15 protein-coding genes are annotated in these 18,402 nt (G+C 38.1%); 4 read left to right on the top strand and 11 right to left on the bottom strand.

Going from position 1 to position 18,402, the window contains the following annotated elements; translation table 11 throughout:
- Nucleotides 1-38 precede the first annotated feature (38 nt).
- The 8 genes from B3139_RS16310 to B3139_RS16275 form a co-directional block, all read right to left on the bottom strand.
- A complete protein-coding gene (locus tag B3139_RS16310) occupies nt 39-1,628 on the bottom strand; it encodes a peptide MFS transporter (protein ID WP_293884624.1) in 1,590 nt (529 codons plus the stop codon).
- Between the two features lie 83 nt (nt 1,629-1,711).
- On the bottom strand, nt 1,712-3,286 hold the full coding sequence (locus B3139_RS16305; RefSeq protein WP_293884623.1) for a peptide MFS transporter: 1,575 nt from the start codon (nt 3,284-3,286) through the stop codon (nt 1,712-1,714).
- Between the two features lie 237 nt (nt 3,287-3,523).
- The gene (locus B3139_RS16300; protein ID WP_293884622.1) at nt 3,524-4,414 is read right to left on the bottom strand and encodes a TIM barrel protein; all 891 of its coding nucleotides are present in this window, start codon (nt 4,412-4,414) and stop codon (nt 3,524-3,526) included.
- A gap of 21 nt (nt 4,415-4,435) precedes the next feature.
- Nucleotides 4,436-5,164 (bottom strand): (Fe-S)-binding protein, encoded by a 729-nt coding sequence (locus B3139_RS16295; protein ID WP_293884621.1) that lies wholly within the window; start codon nt 5,162-5,164, stop codon nt 4,436-4,438.
- A gap of 20 nt (nt 5,165-5,184) precedes the next feature.
- Entirely contained in the window at nt 5,185-6,483 is a 1,299-nt protein-coding gene (locus B3139_RS16290) for an MFS transporter (protein WP_293884620.1), read from the bottom strand.
- A gap of 10 nt (nt 6,484-6,493) precedes the next feature.
- The gene (locus B3139_RS16285) at nt 6,494-7,813 is read right to left on the bottom strand and encodes a D-alanyl-D-alanine carboxypeptidase (RefSeq protein ID WP_293884619.1); all 1,320 of its coding nucleotides are present in this window, start codon (nt 7,811-7,813) and stop codon (nt 6,494-6,496) included.
- Nucleotides 7,814-7,936: 123 nt separating this feature from the next.
- A complete protein-coding gene (locus tag B3139_RS16280; RefSeq protein ID WP_293884618.1) occupies nt 7,937-9,673 on the bottom strand; it encodes a RagB/SusD family nutrient uptake outer membrane protein in 1,737 nt (578 codons plus the stop codon).
- A 21-nt stretch (nt 9,674-9,694) separates the two neighbouring features.
- The gene (locus B3139_RS16275; protein WP_293884617.1) at nt 9,695-12,961 is read right to left on the bottom strand and encodes a SusC/RagA family TonB-linked outer membrane protein; all 3,267 of its coding nucleotides are present in this window, start codon (nt 12,959-12,961) and stop codon (nt 9,695-9,697) included.
- A 430-nt stretch (nt 12,962-13,391) separates the two neighbouring features.
- Here B3139_RS16275 and mqnC point away from each other — a divergent pair, with 430 nt between their 5' ends.
- The 3 genes from mqnC (at nt 13,392) to B3139_RS16260 (ending at nt 15,401) form a co-directional block, all read left to right on the top strand.
- Entirely contained in the window at nt 13,392-14,516 is a 1,125-nt protein-coding gene (gene mqnC / locus B3139_RS16270) for a cyclic dehypoxanthinyl futalosine synthase (protein ID WP_293884616.1), read from the top strand.
- 9 nt (nt 14,517-14,525) lie between these two features.
- On the top strand, nt 14,526-15,086 hold the full coding sequence (scpB, locus tag B3139_RS16265) for an SMC-Scp complex subunit ScpB (RefSeq protein WP_209578859.1): 561 nt from the start codon (nt 14,526-14,528) through the stop codon (nt 15,084-15,086).
- Between the two features lie 153 nt (nt 15,087-15,239).
- The gene (locus B3139_RS16260; protein WP_209578860.1) at nt 15,240-15,401 is read left to right on the top strand and encodes a hypothetical protein; all 162 of its coding nucleotides are present in this window, start codon (nt 15,240-15,242) and stop codon (nt 15,399-15,401) included.
- A 92-nt stretch (nt 15,402-15,493) separates the two neighbouring features.
- On the opposite strand, the gene trxA is transcribed toward B3139_RS16260, so the two are convergent.
- Genes trxA through B3139_RS16245 form a run of 3 tightly spaced genes read right to left on the bottom strand, consistent with a single transcriptional unit; the run spans nt 15,494 to nt 17,377 of the window.
- The gene (gene trxA / locus B3139_RS16255) at nt 15,494-15,790 is read right to left on the bottom strand and encodes a thioredoxin (protein WP_209578861.1); all 297 of its coding nucleotides are present in this window, start codon (nt 15,788-15,790) and stop codon (nt 15,494-15,496) included.
- Nucleotides 15,790-16,521: a rhodanese-like domain-containing protein gene (locus B3139_RS16250; RefSeq protein ID WP_293884615.1), complete on the bottom strand. Its 732-nt coding sequence runs from the start codon at nt 16,519-16,521 to the stop codon at nt 15,790-15,792. Before B3139_RS16250 ends, trxA begins: the two co-directional genes overlap by 1 nt.
- 7 nt (nt 16,522-16,528) lie before the next feature.
- Complete coding sequence (locus tag B3139_RS16245; RefSeq protein ID WP_293884614.1) at nt 16,529-17,377, bottom strand: glycoside hydrolase family 25 protein; 849 nt, start codon at nt 17,375-17,377, stop codon at nt 16,529-16,531.
- Nucleotides 17,378-17,444: 67 nt separating this feature from the next.
- Between B3139_RS16245 and B3139_RS16240 the strand changes: the two genes are divergently transcribed.
- A complete protein-coding gene (locus B3139_RS16240; RefSeq protein WP_293884613.1) occupies nt 17,445-18,329 on the top strand; it encodes a bestrophin family protein in 885 nt (294 codons plus the stop codon).
- Nucleotides 18,330-18,402 lie beyond the last annotated feature (73 nt).

Here is an 18,402-nt window from a genome sequence, read left to right as displayed (position 1 = left end):
CAGCTCACGCTTCTTTTTAGACGGATTCCCTCACCAAATTAGTTGATACCATGCATCATTTTTTTCAATATCGGATTGAACGCAATCAATAAAAGCGCAGTAACACCTGGAACTATAGCAAATATCATAAAGAAATAAGACATAGAGTGCTCTTCTGTGATTTTATCGATATAAGAACCTAAAAACCCGCCAATGAAATTTGCGATTGCGGAAGCACAAAACCAACATCCAAACAAAAGGCCCAAAAATTTCTTCGGAGAGAGTTTACTTACGTAAGATAGCCCGACAGGTGATAGACAAAGTTCTCCTGCAGAATGGAAAAAATAGGCGATAACAAGCCAAACCATACTGACTGATGCTGTTTTAGCCCCCTGTGGAATGTCATTGGCGCCATAAGCTAGCGCGGCAAATCCAATACCGACTAATATCAGACCCAGTGCAAATTTTACGGGGCCAGAAGGATTCCATACCTTTTCCCAGAATTTACTGAAAGAAGATGCAAGAGAAATAATAAAAAATGCGTTCAATATTTGAAACCACGAAGCGCCAACTTCCGAACCTGTTATACCGATCTCGCGAAATATTTTCCATAAACCCAAGCCCCAGATAATACCGAATGAAATTGCTGTAAACAAAATTGTAAGCGGATACTGTTTATATATTTTTCTAGCCAATGCTGTCAAAACAATCGTTACAATTACGATAGGTACAATGGTCAAAATTGTATCAATCCATTTAAACGTAATCGCTGAACTTCCTGACAAGACACGCTGCGTGTAATCCTTCGCAAATATTGACATCGAACCGCCAGCCTGTTCGAAAGAAAGAAAGAAAACCACGCTGGCCAACATAAATATTGTAACAACGATAAGGCGGTCTCTAACAACATTTCCAGGAATAACCTCATCAATATCTTCATGATTTTTGACCTTTTCGTCATGATGAGCCTGTAACGCTTTAGGCGTATTACCGATAATACCAAATATGCGCTGTCCAAAATAGAATTGTAGCATGCCGAAGAACATAAATACTCCAGCTAGTCCAAACCCATAATGCCAACCTATTTTTTCACCGATATAACCACATAGGAGCATTCCCAAAAATGAACCAGCGTTGATACCCATATAAAAAATTGTATAACCTGCATCCTTCTTTGAACTTTTGTCTGGGTATAGATTTCCTACCATCGAAGAAATATTAGGTTTAAACATACCATTCCCTAAAATCATTAAGAGTAATCCTAAATAGAAGAAATTTGAATGGACAGCTTCAAACGCCATAGACAAGTGTCCTAATGTCATAATCAATGCACCAATCAAGATAGCCTTCTTAAAACCAGTCAATTTATCCGCAATCATACCACCGATCAATGGAGTCAGATAAACAAGACCAGTATAGGTCCCATATAACTGCATCGCCTGCGCATTGCTCCATTCCCATCCACCGTCAGCGATCGTACTGATTAAAAATAAGGTCAATAAAGCCCGCATACCATAGTAGCTAAAACGCTCCCACATCTCCGTGAAAAATAGTACAAATAATCCAGCGGGATGCCCACTCACCATCTTGTCATCTATACCCTGCTTGGCCAGATGCGCTACAAGAATTTGATCTTTTTCTTGATTCATATAATTTCAATAATTGTTTTATAACTCAGGTTTTGTTTTTATTTTGATAAAAATTGCTTGAAGATACACTAATTTTCTATGAATTAGTCAATTCCATGCATCATCTTTTTTATTTTTTTATTGCCTAAAACAAGGAATACTGCCGCTATCATCGGTATCACTGTAAACACAGCAAAGAAATAAGACATGGAATGAGATTCGGTAATCTTATCGATATACGACCCAATAAAGCCTCCTATAAAATTAGCAATAGCATTGGCGCAAAACCAAAAACCGAACAGCAATCCAAGGAATCGCTTTGGCGACAGTTTACTAACATAAGACAATCCAACCGGACCTATACATAATTCGCCTACTGTATGAAAAAAATAAGCTATGACCAGCCAAATCATACTGACTGAGGCAGCTTTTGCACCAGTGGGAATCTCCGAACTACCAATTGATAAAGCAGCAAAGCCGACGCCGACCAATGTCAAACCCATTGCGAATTTAATTGGCCCAGAAGGATTCCATACTTTTTCCCATATCTTACTAAATGAAGTCGCCAGTGTAATTATAAAGAAAGAGTTCAACATCGGAAACCATGATACCGTAACTTCAGAATTCATATCATAATATTCGCGATAGACCTTCCATAAACATAAGGACCAAATGATCACAAAAGAAATACTGGAAAAAAGTATAATCAAGGGATATTTACGAATAATTTTTTTAGCCAACACGAACAAGACACCAGTGATAACTACAATAGGCAACACGGTCAACGCAGCATCAAACCATTTAAATAGTATCGCTGCATCCCCACTCAACACCCGCTGTGTATAATTTTTAGCAAATATTGTCATTGACCCACCCGCCTGCTCAAATGCTAAGTGAAATACAATACTTGATATCATAAAAATAACAATCACCAACAAACGATCACGAACGACATGTTTCGGATTTTCTACCTTATTTACTGCGTCATCGGTAAGCTCTTCCTTCCTTTCTGGGGTATTTCCAATTTTTCCAAAAATCCGTTGGGCGAAATAAAACTGCAACATACCCAAAAACATAAATACACCTGCTAAACCAAATCCATAATGCCAACCAACCTTTTCGCCGATGTAACCACAAAGCATCATTCCTAAGAAGGCTCCTCCATTTATTCCCATATAAAATATGGTATAACCGGCATCCTTTTTGCCCCCTTTATCGGGATACAACTTACCAACCATGGATGATATATTCGGCTTAAACAAACCGTTTCCTAGAACAATAAGCACCAGACCTGCTAAAAAAAAGCTTTTATTAAACCCTTCTAAAGCCATAGCAATATGCCCCAAAGTCATAATTATAGCACCGACCATAATGGATTTTCTATATCCTGTGAGACGATCAGCAATAATTCCACCAAATAGCGGAGTCAAAAACACCATTCCGGTATAAAGACCATAGAGCTTCATCGCCTCTGAATTAGTCCATCCCCAACCATGTTGTGCAATAGTAGAAACCAAAAAATTCACTAAAAGCGCCCGCATACCGTAATAGCTAAAACGCTCCCACATCTCCGTGAAGAATAATACAAATAATCCGGCGGGGTGCCCTTGTACCAATACATGCTCCGCCCCTACTTTTTCCAAATGGGTTTCTAGAACAGCATTCTTTTCAAAATTCATGTTTTTTAATAGTTGTTTTTCAAAATGTGGTAGTGTAATTTCCATTTATTATTTCATCATCAGCAAATGGAAAACTGATGACCCTCTATATTACCTTAATCTCATAGGATCAAGTAGATATCAGACCAACCAATGTCTAATTTAAGCCCTGTAAGACACAAAGAGGTAGATGAATAAACATCCCTTATAACAGTCAAGTTCTTTCCATCTATTGAAAAGAACTTGATTTATTCATGATTAAATCAAAGGACGTAAACGTTCCAGCAACCTTTTAGTCGCAAAGATCCCCTCTTCCTCGCTCAACTTACTTCCCTCATATTCAATACCAATGTATCCTTTGAATTTTGCTTTCTTGATGATCTTTAACATACGCTCATAATCAATTTGCGTTTCGTTGCCGTTGGCATCAAAATCATGTGTTTTGGCGCTGACACCATGCGCATAAGGCATCAAATCTGTGACGCCCTGATAACGATCATATTCATAGAAGTTTCCAAGATCAGGTAAACTTCCACAATACTTACTACCGACTGCTTTTAGTGTATTGGCTAACCAATCACCATGTGAAGAAATACCACCATGATTTTCTACAATAATACTGATTCCTGCTTTTTTGCCTATATCTGACAATGCGGTCAGGCTTTCAACAACACGTTTACTCACTTCCTCAGGTGCCCCTTTACCGGCAGCATTAACGCGTATGGCGTGACATCCCAGAAAATTAGCTGCAGAAATCCATTTATAGTGATTTTGCACAGCTTGTTTTCTCTTGGTTTCGTCTTCATCACCTAGATTTCCCTCACCATCAATCATAATGAGTACATTACGTACACCATTATCTTTAGCACGCATATTCAGCTCGGTAAGATAATTATTATCATTCGCCTTATCTTTAAAAAATTGGTTCACGTATTCTACACCATAGATACCATATTTTTTTGCAGCCAAGGCTGGAAAATCCAAATTATTCAAATCTCCTTTGAATAAAGATTTATGCAAAGACCATTCCGCCAGGGAAATATCAAACCAATCTTTCTTCGCTGCTGCAAAGCTCTCCAACGAAGGAGCCAATGCAATCCCAGCAGATGCTAATGCAAGGTTTTTAAGAAAATCTCTTCTTGAATTCATGTGTTTAGATTTATGTTTTATTTAAATATTTCCCCAGCCAGTGCTCAATACATCCACCAGGTGCATGGTCTGAATAGGTAATTTATGTTTATCGATATAAGATTGCAACTGCAGTAAGCAAGATGAATCAGTCGATATGATGTAATCCGCATGCATATCCAAAGCATTCTGCACTTTCTGTTCAGCCATCGCAGCCGATATACCTTCGAATTTTACTGCAAAACTACCACCAAATCCACAGCATGTCTCACTATCTTTTACCTCTACCATCTCCAAGCCCAAAACCTTACTCAGTAATATTCGGGGTTCATCTTTAATCTTGCATTCCCGTAATGCCGAGCATGAATCGTGGTATACGGCAACTCCCTCCAATTCAGCCCCAAAATATTCCTTTTTCAGAATGTTTACCAAAAAATCAGATATTTCAATAACCTGTTGTTGTATTTTATGACATTGATGAGAATCTGCAGAATTAGCGAATAGATCGTTGTAACCGTGCCTTACCATCCCAGTACAAGAAGCAGACGGAGAAATAATAACATGCTCGCCTGAAAAATCTCTTAGAAATTTCCGTCCAACCTGCTTTGCATCTTCCCAAAACCCAGCATTGTATGCCGGTTGGCCACAGCATGTCTGCTCGGGATTATATACAACCTCACAGCCAACTTTTTCCAGTAAACGAACAGTATTAAACGCAGTCTCAGGATAAAGCTGATCTATAAAACAAGGAACAAAAAGTTCTACTTTCATATTAAATTTGATCAATAAAATTAAGATTTATTGGATACTAAAATCCGTACCAAAAGTAACAATCCAATTACAAAAAATAAAGAAAGAACCAATGCTGAGTACCGAATATTGTGTGTTATTTGTTCTATAAGCCCAAATGAAAATAACCCGATGACAATGGCTACCTTTTCTGTAACGTCATAAAAAGAGAAGAAAGCAGTGGTGTCTTTGATATCAGGTGGAATTAGTTTCGAATAGGTTGAACGTGACAGCGACTGAATTCCGCCCATGACTAGGCCTACCAGTGCGGCAATAATATAAAATTGAAGCGGAGTCGATAAATAAAAAGCTGATATGCAGATTCCGATCCAAATCATTACTACCACTATCAATACTTTAATATTTCCAAACAGTGTGGATAAATAAGACATTAAAAATGCCCCTAAAATGGCTACAAGCTGAATAAGAAGAATCGTGGCAATCAATCTTTCCGCACCTAAGTGCAGAATTTTCTCTCCGAAGGAAGAAGCGACAATCATTAAGGTCTGCACACCAATCGCGTAGAAGAAAAATGCCGGCAGAAACTGTTTGATTTCAGGAATACCTTTGATCTTTTGAATCACGTGTCCAAATTCATCCCGTACGTTCTGTATGAAGCTTTTACCTGTAGTATTACCAGTAGCCTCAATTTTGGGTAAATATTTAAATGGAATCATAGAGAACCCGAGCCACCATAATCCAACCATTAGAAACGATATGCGTGCTGGTAAAGAGGCGTTTGTAATACCAAACCATCCTGGTTTAAGAACGACTATAAAACAAAGAATCTGTAATGTAACGCAGCCAATATAGCCATAAGCAAAACCTTGCGCGCTCACTTTATCCTGTTGATCAACAGTAGCTAAAAGTGGCAAATAGGAGTTATTAAACAAAACACCGCCGATATAACCCATTGCAGCAAGCACAAAACATATGATACCGATTTCCAGCGTATCAAGCTTAAAAAAGAATAGGCACATACATGCCATCGCGCCCATATAGGTAAAGAATTTCATGATCTGCTTCTTCTTTCCATTTGCATCGGCGTACGAAGAAATAAAGGGCAAAGAAAAAGACATCAGCAAATACGCAAAAGCTAAAGAAAAATTGGAAAGTGCGGTATTAACCACTTCAATTCCAAAGAAACTGACAACATCTCCATGCTCTTTCGTTGTAGTAATTGCTGTATAATAAACTGGAAATATTGTGGAAGTAATAACAAGGTTGTAAGCAGAATTGGCCCAATCAAACATGGCCCAAGAACGAATCAATTTTTTGTTGTTTTTTACAATTGCTTCCATTTAAATTGGCTTAATAAGTTTGACGAATATAAGTAATAATTTTAGCCATTTCTTTACGAATTGCACTTGCCCGATCATCAATATAATTATTGTTCATAAAAGAAAAGGCCATTCTTCTTCCTTTCCGTGTAATGAGATAACCGCTTTGATTATAGACAGAGGTAATAGTTCCGGTCTTAGCAAAAACAAAGGGTTCACCAAGATCTTTGCTATAGGTTCTTCTCAGCGTACCATCTATACCTCCAGCTGGAAAAAGGCGAAAGCGATCCTTCTCATCAGGTAATTTATTTTTCAGAAGAACCAACAAATCCACATTATTTTGCGGAGTAACCTTATTATAGGAAGAAAGACCTGATCCATCAAATAGGGCAACCTCGGCTGAAAAATATTTATAAACGTTATTCTTCATCCAATCCCGCACCAAGTAGGTATCAAATTGGCCAAACTGCTTCCACGAGCACATCATTAAAAACTGTTCAGCAATAAAGTTATCACTGGGCAACATCATTTCACGAATGAGATTTTTTGTTTCACATGAATACAATATTTTTGTATCGTTTGGTTTTGTATAGGTCAGGCGATTTACCTGCTTACCTAGTGTATCCGACAACAATTTCACAAACAAACTATCCGAATAAATAAAAGGGACTTCATTGACATAATCATTTGGTACTGGACGTTTAGACATCCAAAAATTATTGCTTCGAAAAGAGCGTGAAAGCTCGAATTCACCTTTTTTAGGCTCAGGCAAAAAATCCAGGTCTTTCTGAAAAATTCTGGGAGAGGTATTTAAATGATTGTATCCCCTTTGACGAAAAGTAACCACGTTTCCATAGATGGGAAATGTGCTTATTTCAGGCTGATAATAGGCTTCAAAATCCTCCATTGCCCAACCATGTGCGTAGAATTTATTTCTCATAGTACCGGCAACAAAATAGATCGTTTTATTTGTTCTTTTCAAAAAATCATAAACCACCCTTGTATCCAAACGATTATGCAAAAAAGTCGGATCTCCTGTTCCCCAGATTAACAGCGAATCTCCGCGTTCAACATACTCCAAACCTGGTATCGAATCACCCAGCAGCGCCAAAGCAGCATAAGTAGTATACATTTTAGTGTTGGAAGCAGGTGTGAAATGCTTGCTGCCATTAACATCCATGACAAACTTATCAGCATTTAAGTCATACAGTGAAAATCCGTAGAAATGATCATCTAATATTTTGGATTCCTGAAGCATATGGTAGACGTCTTCAAAATCCTGGGACTTAACAATAAGGGTAGAAAATAGGACAAGCCAAAGCAGTAATAGCGTACGCAGGAAATTTTTCATTGGTGTAAACATACAAAAAAGAGTAATAACTCCATTTCTCCTACTGCCAAAATTCAGATACAAATCCTATAAAACAGCAAAGGGAGGATTTATTTCCTCCCTTTGCATTTATTATGTCAGCTACTAGTAGCCCTGATTTTGTGTTAGACTACCATTACTTTTATTTATTTCCTCTTGTGGAATCGGGAAATAAGCATTTTTATCCGCATATGCTTTGCTCTTAAATACAGGGAGTATACTGCCTTCAAATTTTGCGTAATTTGCAATAACCTCTTTCGCTATACCCCAGCGTACCAAGTCGAAGAAACGATGACCTTCCATGGCTAGTTCTAGTCTTCTTTCAAATCGAACAGCTTTACGCGCCTGATCGGCACTTGTGAATGCCGGATAGGGTTTAACCTCGTATTTCGCAGCGGCGACTCCGCCCCCGGTAGTCTTAGATGGTAATTGTGCCGCACGAAGCCGAATAGAGTTAACGTATTTTAAAGCATTTGGAAGATTACCCAATTCAACCTCACACTCAGCAGCCATTAAAATTACGTCAGCAAGTCGAATAATATTCACATCAAGATCGGTTACATAAGCAGCACCGGCCTGTGTATGAGCAGCATGTTGACTTTTCGGAATCATCGTTTTAATACCCGTAAATGGACCACCATGCGGACGACTTCCTTCCTCCGGCCTTAGCCATGCGTCACCAGGAAACTCCCCATAATCCAAGAAATTGACACCGCGGCGACCAACGGTATAATCAAGCCGTGGATCAAATTTTAAGTTCAAATCCAATTTATAATTTGCTATAGCGGTTTTATCTGTCAACAAGATATCAGAAGTATATGGATTCGTACGATAGGAATCATCTAGCATCGGAAGTCCATTTGCATCTACCTTATATGCATTAACGAGATCAATTGAAGGCTGGTAGAAACCACAGCAGCCAACAGGGTTAGTGCCATTAAGACCACTGAGCATATCACCCACATTCGCATTATCCCCACCGCCATCAGGATTGATGGCATGCTTAGCCACTAAAAGCGCTTCGGGTCCATTTTCCTTATTGACATCATAATTATCCTGGAAAGGCATTGTTGTGATGTCACGGCTTCCAATGACATCCTTAAATAAAGTCAGAGCCTCAGTATATTTTTTTTGATAAAGGTATAGTTTACCCAAATATGCTTTCGCAGTACGTTGATCCATTCGTCCACCTTCACCATTGATCTTGCTATCTGGTAAATTCGCAATAGCAGTCTTTAGATCACTTTCGATCATAGGTTGTACATCCTTATCATTTTTGACAACTTTAGCCTCTTCGATGCTTGTATTTTCGTCTACATATGGAATATTTTTAAAGATACGCCACAGAAAAAAGTAGTAGTGTGCACGCAACAATTTCGCCTCACCCTCAATTTCTTTAGCACGCTCTGCTTTAATCGTTTTGCTACCGCTTTGATCTTGGCTCAACAAACGCAGTGTAGTATTTGCACGAAGTATGCCTTCATAATATACCTGCCACATGGTGCTTAGGTTGTCGTTAGAGGAAATCGTAGTAAAAGACTCGATCATATTCATGTTTGGCTGATCGGTGATTACTGATCCCTTGTGTGCATTATCGGATGTAATTTCTCCGAAAATCCATTGGCTTGGCGCCGAACCATAGTTCCCCCAAGTGCCATTTATATTACCGTTCATAATTGCATAGGCACCAATCAAGGTTGCTTCTACCCCTTTCTTTCCCTCAATCTGCTCTTCGATCAATTGCCCTTGAGGATTTTTTTCCAAAAAGCCTTTACTACAGCCAAGCATACCTAAAGTCGTCAGTCCTAACAAACTGTATAATTGAATAGTTCTCTTTTTCATTTTAATTGCTTTATAATTCCGTTAAAAACCTAAACTTACGCCCAACATGTATTGCCTAGATTGTGGGTAAACCCCAAAATCAACGCCAAGTGCTGGATAATCCGATGGTGTTGCTGATACTTCCGGATCAAGACCTTCGTATTTTGTGATGGTGAATAGATTTGTTACTCCGACATAAGCTCTTAATCTTTTCACGCCTGTATTTGCACCAAAGAGTTTATCTGTAGAGAAATTATAACCAATCTGTAAGTTTTTCATCTTAAAGAAGCTTGCATCCTGTACGAAATAGCTAGAAGAGGCATACTCATTAGCCGAAACTTCTTCTTTCGTTTGCGATGGAATCATACTTGATGTATTGGTTGGACTCCACGCATCCAATACGCGTACACTCTTTTGACCATCAAAAACGCCAAAATCCGTAAAGTAACGTGTTGCCTCATAATTCTCATTTCCCTTAGAACCATAGAAGTACATCATGATATCAAAGTTTTTGTAATTGGCATTGAAATTAAGCGAATACGTAAAATCCGGGTGAGGGCTTCCGATAACGGTATTATCTTTTGCGTCAATAATACCATCACCATTCACATCTTCAAATCTAAACCCTCCAACACGCGCTTTCTCGTAAGAAGGGTATTGGGTCAGCTCCGCTTCGTTTTGATAAATCCCCGCTACCTTAAATCCATAGAATGCACCAAAAGGTTGACCTGTTCTTAAAATAGAGGTTTCCATGCTTCGGAAAGCACCGTATACCACATCGTTGATACCGGGTGCCAAACCGACAATTGTATTTTTGTTTCTTGAGATGTTTGCTCCAATATCGAAGTTGAACTTGTTCGGGTCAGTTTGTTTATGATGATAATTCAACGAGAACTCCACCCCTTTATTTTGCATATCGCCAATATTTACATAAGGCGAAGCCGCCCGACCAACAGCTGTCCCTGGTAGTGGCAATGCAAATAACATGTCTGAAGTTTTCTTATTGTACCAATCAAAAGCACCATCAATCTTCCCTTCCAAAATTGAGAAGTCCAATCCTAAATTTAAGGACGCCACCTGTTCCCATTTTACATTCTCATTTTGATAGTCACTGACCCACAGACCACTTACTAATTCATTATTTATTGGATAAGAAGCCGAATTAATAGAAGTTGCATAACGCTTTAAATATTGATATGATGGAATACGTTGGTTTCCTGTAATACCGTAACCTGCTCTTAATTTTAGATCATTTAACCAGCTTGCACTTTTCATAAATTCCTCTTGCGATATCCGCCACGCACCACTCACCCCAGGGAAAGTACCATATTTGTTCTTGGATCCGAAGTTTGACGAGCCATCCCTTCTAACTGTTCCACTTAAGATATAACGATCTTTATACGAATAATCGACCTTTCCAAATATGGAAAACAAAGATCCCAAAGCACCTTCACTTGCTGCCGAATTTTTAGAAGCCTGGCTCACATAAAAGAAATCCGTACTGTTTGTAATAAAGTAGCCATTTCCATTTCCTTGAACCTGGCGATAGGTATTATCAATAGCCTCAGTTCCCAACAATACATTTAAGCTATGGGCGTCATTAAAGTTAGCCTTATAGTTCAAAGTATTTGTCCAGGTCCATTCCGTATTATAACCTGAGGTCTCTGACGATGCACTGTTTGCGCTACCCTCTGTAAATTCCAGATTCGGGTAGGTATAACTTAAATTGTAATAATTCTCATATTTGACACCAAAGCTTGTTCTAAATGTTAATCCTTTTAATATATCATACTCTCCAAAAGCATTGCCAAAGAAGAAATTGCTTTTGTTCACATTATCTTTCGCGCGGTAAGCAATTGCTACAGGATTCTCACCATTTCCCCAGCCGCCTCTAGAGCCTGCAAAATTTCCGCCTTCATCATATACCGGAATAATATTCTTAATACGGTATGCAAATCCAATCGAACTACCCTCACCGATATAATCGCCGGCTGTATTTGTATTTACACCGACGCCATGTCCTTTAGTCATGCTATACTGCATATTTTCACCAAAACGCAGTTTTTTATTAAAAGCGGAAAAATTCGTATTTGAACGTACATTAAAGCGTTCGAATCCCGTATGGATAACTGTTCCTTTTTGTCCCAAATATCCTCCGGATACGGCGTAAGAGGCATTTTCGCCGCCGCCTACTGTATTTAACTGATAAGATTGTGTCGGCGCGTTCTGACTCAATTCTTTGAACCAGTTTGTTCCTGCCTTATTCGCTTTGGTAATTTGATAAAATTCCTCTTTGTTATCCGCATAATTATATTTGGACATATCGGCATCTGCTGGTGTTACTTTGTTGCCCGAGACAGCACCAGCCAACAAATAATCAGGTAGCGGATCCTTATTATCATTTAGGTTATAAATCTGCTGTGGGCTTAACATTTTTGGGAAACGGCCGCTATTAGGCACCTGAACACCGTAATACGCATCAAAATTAATCTGTGGTTTGCCAGATTTGCCAGATTTTGTGGTAATGATGACTACACCATTGTTGGCACGTGAACCGTAAATTGAAGCTGCCGATGCATCTTTCAATACCTGCATTGTTTCAATATCATTCTGATTCAACCAGCTCAATTTTCCTTCAAATGGAACCCCGTCAATTACATAAAGCGGTTCGTTATTATTAATGGTACTATAACCTCGGATTTTAATCTGCGGAGTAGAACCTGGAGCACCATCGGTCACAACTTGAACCCCTGTCGCTCGACCTTGTAAAGACTCGACCGCACTTGCGGCTGGAGTAGTTTTTAATTGGTCCGTATTGACGACAGCGACAGATCCCGTCAAATCCTTCTTACGTTGCGTAGAATAACCAGTCACGACGACTTCTTCCAATGCATCTTGAGAGGCTGTTATCGAAATGGCAAGATCAGCTTTCGACGAAACAGTTACTTCAGTACTTTTGTACCCGATATAACTTACAATAAGCACATCGCCCACTTTTCCCTGAATGGTAAATGCACCGTTCTCGTCGGTAGACGTTCCAGTGCTGCTCCCTTTCACTTTCACAGAAACACCAGTGATACCTTGACCTGTCGAAGCATCTTTCACGACCCCTTTAATAGGCGTCTGTTGTACGCTTTTGGTTTTCATCAATGAAACGACTTCAACTTTGCCATGGTTGGTTAATCCACTGGCAAATCCATGAGTGGTCATTCCTCCCCCAACGAGAAGAGAACTCATAAGCAGAAACCTCGTATTGAACTTTTGGCGCAATATGAGATCAAAACAATTTTTGTCCGCTTTTTTCATCATAATTTTACTAAATAGGTGGTTTAAAAAATTTATGTTTATTCTTTAGTTATTTAAATTGATATTGGTTTATATTTAGTTTTCGGTTATTTTTTTAAGCACAACAACAGCGACAGTCCGTTCTTGCTATCAGATTTAGATCCCCTGGTTATTTATTTTTTTTCTAATTTGGTTACTGAATAGAAATGTTAAAATCTGTTAAATAAATGTAAAGAATAATAAATGTAAAAAAAAAGGAAAAATACCAATTAATTCACAAGACTCTATAAATCAAGTTATTGTATTTTATACACTATCTTAAATTGCAATACTATTGTTACACTAACGGATGCTTCTATTACGTCAGTCAGTAGGTTTGTTAAAATTCAATCTAGACGTCAAATATTGTACAAATAACTTTAAATAAGCTAAAAGCTCCTTATATTTGTTATTGATGAATGTAAGTAATTTATTAGAACGGGCGCTCCGATTCGAGTTCCTATCCAAGGAAGAGGGCATTTTTTTATATCAAAATGCACCTACAGCTGATTTGACTTTCGTAGCCAATGAATTGCGTAAAATACAGGTACCCCATGGTAAGGTGACCTGGCAAATCGATAGAAATGTTAATACAACAAATGTGTGTATTGCAAATTGCAAATTCTGCAATTTTTTCCGTCGTCCCGGACATGAAGACAGTTACATCACCGATATCGAAAGCTATAAACAGAAAATAGAAGAAACTTTTAAATTCGGTGGCGACCAATTGTTACTGCAAGGTGGTCATCACCCCGATTTAGGTATTGAGTTTTACAAGAATCTTTACCGGCAATTAAAAGCGCTTTATCCTTCCCTAAAACTGCATTCTCTTGGACCTCCGGAGATTGCGCATATTTCCAAATTAGAGAACATGAGCCATATTGAAGTATTGACTCAATTGAAGGAAGCGGGTTTGGATTCTCTACCTGGAGCAGGCGCTGAGATCCTTAATGACCGTGTTAGGCGTTTAATCTCAAAAGGAAAATGTGGAGGTAAAGAATGGTTGGACGTGATGCGGGCAGCACATAAAATAAATTTGCCTACTTCAGCTACTATGATGTTCGGTCACATTGAAACAATAGAAGAACGTTTTGAACACTTGGTATGGATTCGTGAAGTCCAGGATGAAAAGCCAAAAGAATCGCATGGATTTATAGCATTTATTCCTTGGCCCTTTCAAGATGACGGCACCTTGCTAAAGAGACTCCGCGGCATTACGAATAACATAACAAGTGAAGAATATATCCGTATGATTGCTTTAAGCCGGATTATGCTTCCTAATATCAAAAATATACAGGCTTCTTGGCTCACAGTCGGAAAACGTACCGCACAGTTATGTCTGCACGCCGGAGCGAACGACTTCGGCTCAATTATGATCGAGGAAAATGTTGTTTCAGCAGCTGGTGCGCCACATCGATTTACATCAAAATCTATACAGGAAGCAATTTTGGAAGCTGGATTCACTCCCCAACTACGAACACAAAAGTATGAGTTCCGCGAATTACCAGCTCATATGGTCGAACAGGTCATTAACTATTAATACGCTACATTGAAAGACGTCATAAGAAATATTGAAGCAATTATATTTGCTTCTACAGAAGGAATCGATCTTGCCGATATAAAACAGATTTTACAAGAAGCTTTAGCCATCGAAGTATCCAGAGACGAACTGCGTGACTTGATAAAAAAAATTGAAACCAAGTATCAGGATGAAGATGCTGTACTCGAATTACGCTACATTAACAATTCCTACCAGTTTTTGACAAAAGCGCTGTACCACGAATCGATTCAGCAACTTCAAAACCACAACAATAAACGAAAATTAAGCCAATCGGCTCTGGAAACACTCGCGATCATTGCTTACCGACAGCCCATCACAAAACTGGAAGTTGAACAGATTAGAGGTGTCAGCTGTGATTATTCCATTCAAAGACTTCTTGAAAAAAAATTGATCAAAATCGCCGGAAAGGCAGATAGTATAGGAAAACCATTACTTTATGCAACTAGTCCACAGTTCATGGATCACTTTGGAATCAATGGTGTCAGAGATCTCCCACAAATGAAAGATATCGTCACAGAAGACAACGCTATCGGCGAAACAAATGAATAAATAAAATAAAATAAATTTTTATTTTTAAAATACAACTCAACACATTGATTAACAGAAAAATAAAGTGCAATATTTTTTTGAAAAAAAGTTTTGAAAAATAGTTTTCTTCTCTAATTTTACAACATTAAATAAGAAACAATAAAGTATTATTTTATGAACACGGCAACTTTAGCTAACGAAGATTTTGAAGAAGTAAAATTCGCATCTTTTAACGGTCCTGATGACGATGATGATGATTTCGATGATGATTTCGATTTACCTGAAATCGACCCGATTGGAGGATTGGATGACTTCGATGATGAAGATGAATTTTAATATTTTAGTGTAATATATCACTACCTATTAAAAACACCAGAGTATCATTAAAAGATAAGGCGTCCAATTTGGTTGAACGCCTTATCTTTTATTTACTTTACCTGATCGATCAATTTATGTAGCTCCATTTTGGGAATCATTCCGCTCTGTCGCCATACTTGCTGGCCATCCTTAAACAGAACGAAAGTAGGTACGCCACTTACCTTAAAAATCGAAGCAATTTTTGAATTCTTGTCCACGTCAATCTTTATGATAGACAAATCGTCTTGATAAAATTCCTTAAGATCCTGTAAAATCGGCGCCATAGTCTGGCAGGGACCGCACCAAGTCGCAAAAAAATCCACCAGAACCAGCGAATTTGATTGAATAATCTGGTCAAAAGTAGCCATTATTGATTCTCCTTTTCTTCTTTTTTCAATGCTTTATATCCGCCTTGGATATTGCATATATTTTTAAATCCTTTCGAACTCAAAATAGATAAAGCTATTGTACTCCTGTATCCCGATTGGCAATATATATACAACTGCTCATAATCTTTTCTAAGCTCAGAACCAAAATTAACTAAATCTGTTAAGGGAATATTCATTGCATTGTCAATATGTCCACTTTTAAATTCTTTCTCTGTCCTTACATCTACAATATGACCCTCAACTGATTTTTTATTAAATTCCCTCGCTGTAATAGTACTTAAAGACGCTACCATCTCTTTACTCTTCCAAGTTTCAATCCCCCCTTCCAAAACTCCAACAATATTTATATACCCTAACTTTATCAAATGATCAATGACAGCCTCATTATTTTCCGAATCAGTGATTAGCAAAAACTTTTGATCTTTGGTGGGGAAAACTTGCGTCAGAAAATGATCAAAGGGGCCTTCAAAACTAATATTAATCGAATTTGGAACGAATCCCTGCAAAAAATCATCACAATATCGGGTATCAAGCACCTGAATATCATCAACACTACAAAGCTTTTTAAACTTATTCAATGTTAATAGAGGCGGATTGGAAGGGATTTGTTGTTGGATACCCGGGCGGGATTTTGGTTTTGCCTGCAATTGCTTTTGATTACACACTGATAAAAAACAAACGCAAAATAGTGAGATAAAAAATCTATACATATATTCTTTATTTAAAAGGAATAAGCAGCTTTTCCAATTCCTCAATTTTACCATTATATATATTAAGGTCAACATTGCCCTGAATCCCTCGTACGGTACCTTTCTCAGAAAATTGCCAGAAAGTCCAATGCTCTTTGGGGTTCTCAACCCAAAAATTGTAATTAGCAATCCATAAGATATAAGCTGCAAATTCCTTTTCCAGAAAATCACTATAAAACTTATCTCCTGAGTAAAGAATTGGTTTTACCTTATAATGGGCTTCTACTTCATCAAGCCAACGTCTTAGACCAACTTTCAAACTATCCATAGATTGTTGTTTGGGATGCTCCTCAATATCCAAAACTGGCGGCAGATCTCCAGCTTGAAGTTTAACCTTACGAATAAAATTTTTAGCCTGCTTTACTGAGTTCTCGTTGGGTCTGAAATAATGATAAGCTCCTCTTAAAACCGCCCTATTTTCAGTTTTACTCCAGTTTCGGCTAAACTTACCATCGATTCCTCTCTCCCCCATCGTGGCCCGGATAAACACAAAGTCTATCGGAAAGTGATCATTGATTGTGTTTACATTTTGCCAATCTATTTCTTCCTGATAGGCAGAAACGTCAATGCCAAACACTTTATCGTCATGCTTACTCATAATCTCAATATTCCTGATATCGTATTTAGCCTCCTTTGTTAACGACTTATCCTTAGAACTAGCCACACGGAAATAATAGATAATTCCAGCTCGATAATGCCACAAGACAAGACATAGAAAGAATAAAAACATTCCTGCTACCATCCAAATCCACTTAGTCTCTCGACCCGGGCCTCCTTTTGTACCTGTTCTTTTTGTTTTTGATCGCTGTTGCGCCATAGCACGATGAAGTTACGGCAATAGCAATTAACTCGCAAAATTTTCGCAACAATTTATATTTTTGTATATGATCGTATACAACCCCAAAGACTGGCTTTCAGCAACTTTCAAATTACACAAATCAGACACCTTTAAAAAGTTACTGCCATTCCTTGTTTTAATTGCTTTTTATTCCTGGGCGATAGCCTTTGTAGAATTGGAATTCCTTAAATTAAATGAAAAGAGTTGGGTAAAGAATATTACCATCGTCCACAATCTCCTTGGTTTTGTCATATCGCTCTTACTTGTTTTTCGTACAAACTCGGCCTATGACCGTTGGTGGGAAGCCCGAAAACAATGGGGAACTTTAACGAATGTCAGTAGAGCCTTGTCCTACAAATTGAATGCAATGCTAGAAACAGATGATAAGGTTAACCGAAGTTTTTTTAGGAAAGCAGTACCGCTATTTGCTGAGACCCTTTATGATTTTTTAAGATCGGACTACACCAAGTTTATGCTAGATGAAAATGAACATCCCGAATTGAAGGCATTGGATAATAAAAAGCATGGACCAAACCAAGTGTCCAATATGATCTTTCATAAAATAAACGATCTTTATAAGGCCGGAACCATAAGTGGCGATCAACTTATTATACTCAATGAGGAAATAGTTGCGATGACAAATGTCTGTGGTGCCTGTGAACGAATTAAAAACACGCCGATACCTTTGGCCTATAGTGCATTTATTAAGAAATTTATTATTTTCTATACCATGACCCTGCCCGTAGGTTATGTTTTTTCGATTGGTTATTTTGTTGTAATTGCTGTACCGTTTATCCTATATGTTTTGGCGTCCCTCGAATTGATTGGAGAATCCATTGAAGAACCATTTGGTATAGATCAAGACGATTTACCTATCGATAAAATTGCTACCAATATCCGAAAGCATTGCCATGAAATTATACCTGCATAAGCTTTTAGAAAAATAATCTAGCTCATTTTCAAACGCTAAGCCTATCTCCGAGAAATAAGTTTTGTAAATCTAT

The organism is Sphingobacterium sp. UBA1498 (assembly GCF_002325125.1).
Classification (GTDB): Bacteria; Bacteroidota; Bacteroidia; order Sphingobacteriales; family Sphingobacteriaceae; genus Sphingobacterium.
Note: the sequence above shows the minus strand (reverse complement) of the source record. Positions and strands in the feature narration are given on the sequence as shown.

Excerpts from the sequence above, each read along its gene's own strand:
- B3139_RS16310 (WP_293884624.1), bottom strand. The coding sequence starts at position 1,628 with ATGAATCAAGAAAAAGATCAAATTCTTGTAGCGCATCTGGCCAAGCAG.
- B3139_RS16305 (WP_293884623.1), bottom strand. The coding sequence starts at position 3,286 with ATGAATTTTGAAAAGAATGCTGTTCTAGAAACCCATTTGGAAAAAGTA.
- B3139_RS16300 (WP_293884622.1), bottom strand. The coding sequence starts at position 4,414 with ATGAATTCAAGAAGAGATTTTCTTAAAAACCTTGCATTAGCATCTGCT.
- B3139_RS16295 (WP_293884621.1), bottom strand. The coding sequence starts at position 5,164 with ATGAAAGTAGAACTTTTTGTTCCTTGTTTTATAGATCAGCTTTATCCT.
- B3139_RS16290 (WP_293884620.1), bottom strand. The coding sequence starts at position 6,483 with ATGGAAGCAATTGTAAAAAACAACAAAAAATTGATTCGTTCTTGGGCC.
- B3139_RS16285 (WP_293884619.1), bottom strand. The coding sequence starts at position 7,813 with ATGAAAAATTTCCTGCGTACGCTATTACTGCTTTGGCTTGTCCTATTT.
- B3139_RS16280 (WP_293884618.1), bottom strand. The coding sequence starts at position 9,673 with ATGAAAAAGAGAACTATTCAATTATACAGTTTGTTAGGACTGACGACT.
- B3139_RS16275 (WP_293884617.1), bottom strand. The coding sequence starts at position 12,961 with ATGATGAAAAAAGCGGACAAAAATTGTTTTGATCTCATATTGCGCCAA.
- mqnC (WP_293884616.1), top strand. The coding sequence starts at position 13,392 with ATGAATGTAAGTAATTTATTAGAACGGGCGCTCCGATTCGAGTTCCTA.
- B3139_RS16260 (WP_209578860.1), top strand. The coding sequence starts at position 15,240 with ATGAACACGGCAACTTTAGCTAACGAAGATTTTGAAGAAGTAAAATTC.
- trxA (WP_209578861.1), bottom strand. The coding sequence starts at position 15,790 with ATGGCTACTTTTGACCAGATTATTCAATCAAATTCGCTGGTTCTGGTG.
- B3139_RS16250 (WP_293884615.1), bottom strand. The coding sequence starts at position 16,521 with ATGTATAGATTTTTTATCTCACTATTTTGCGTTTGTTTTTTATCAGTG.
- B3139_RS16245 (WP_293884614.1), bottom strand. The coding sequence starts at position 17,377 with ATGGCGCAACAGCGATCAAAAACAAAAAGAACAGGTACAAAAGGAGGC.
- B3139_RS16240 (WP_293884613.1), top strand. The coding sequence starts at position 17,445 with ATGATCGTATACAACCCCAAAGACTGGCTTTCAGCAACTTTCAAATTA.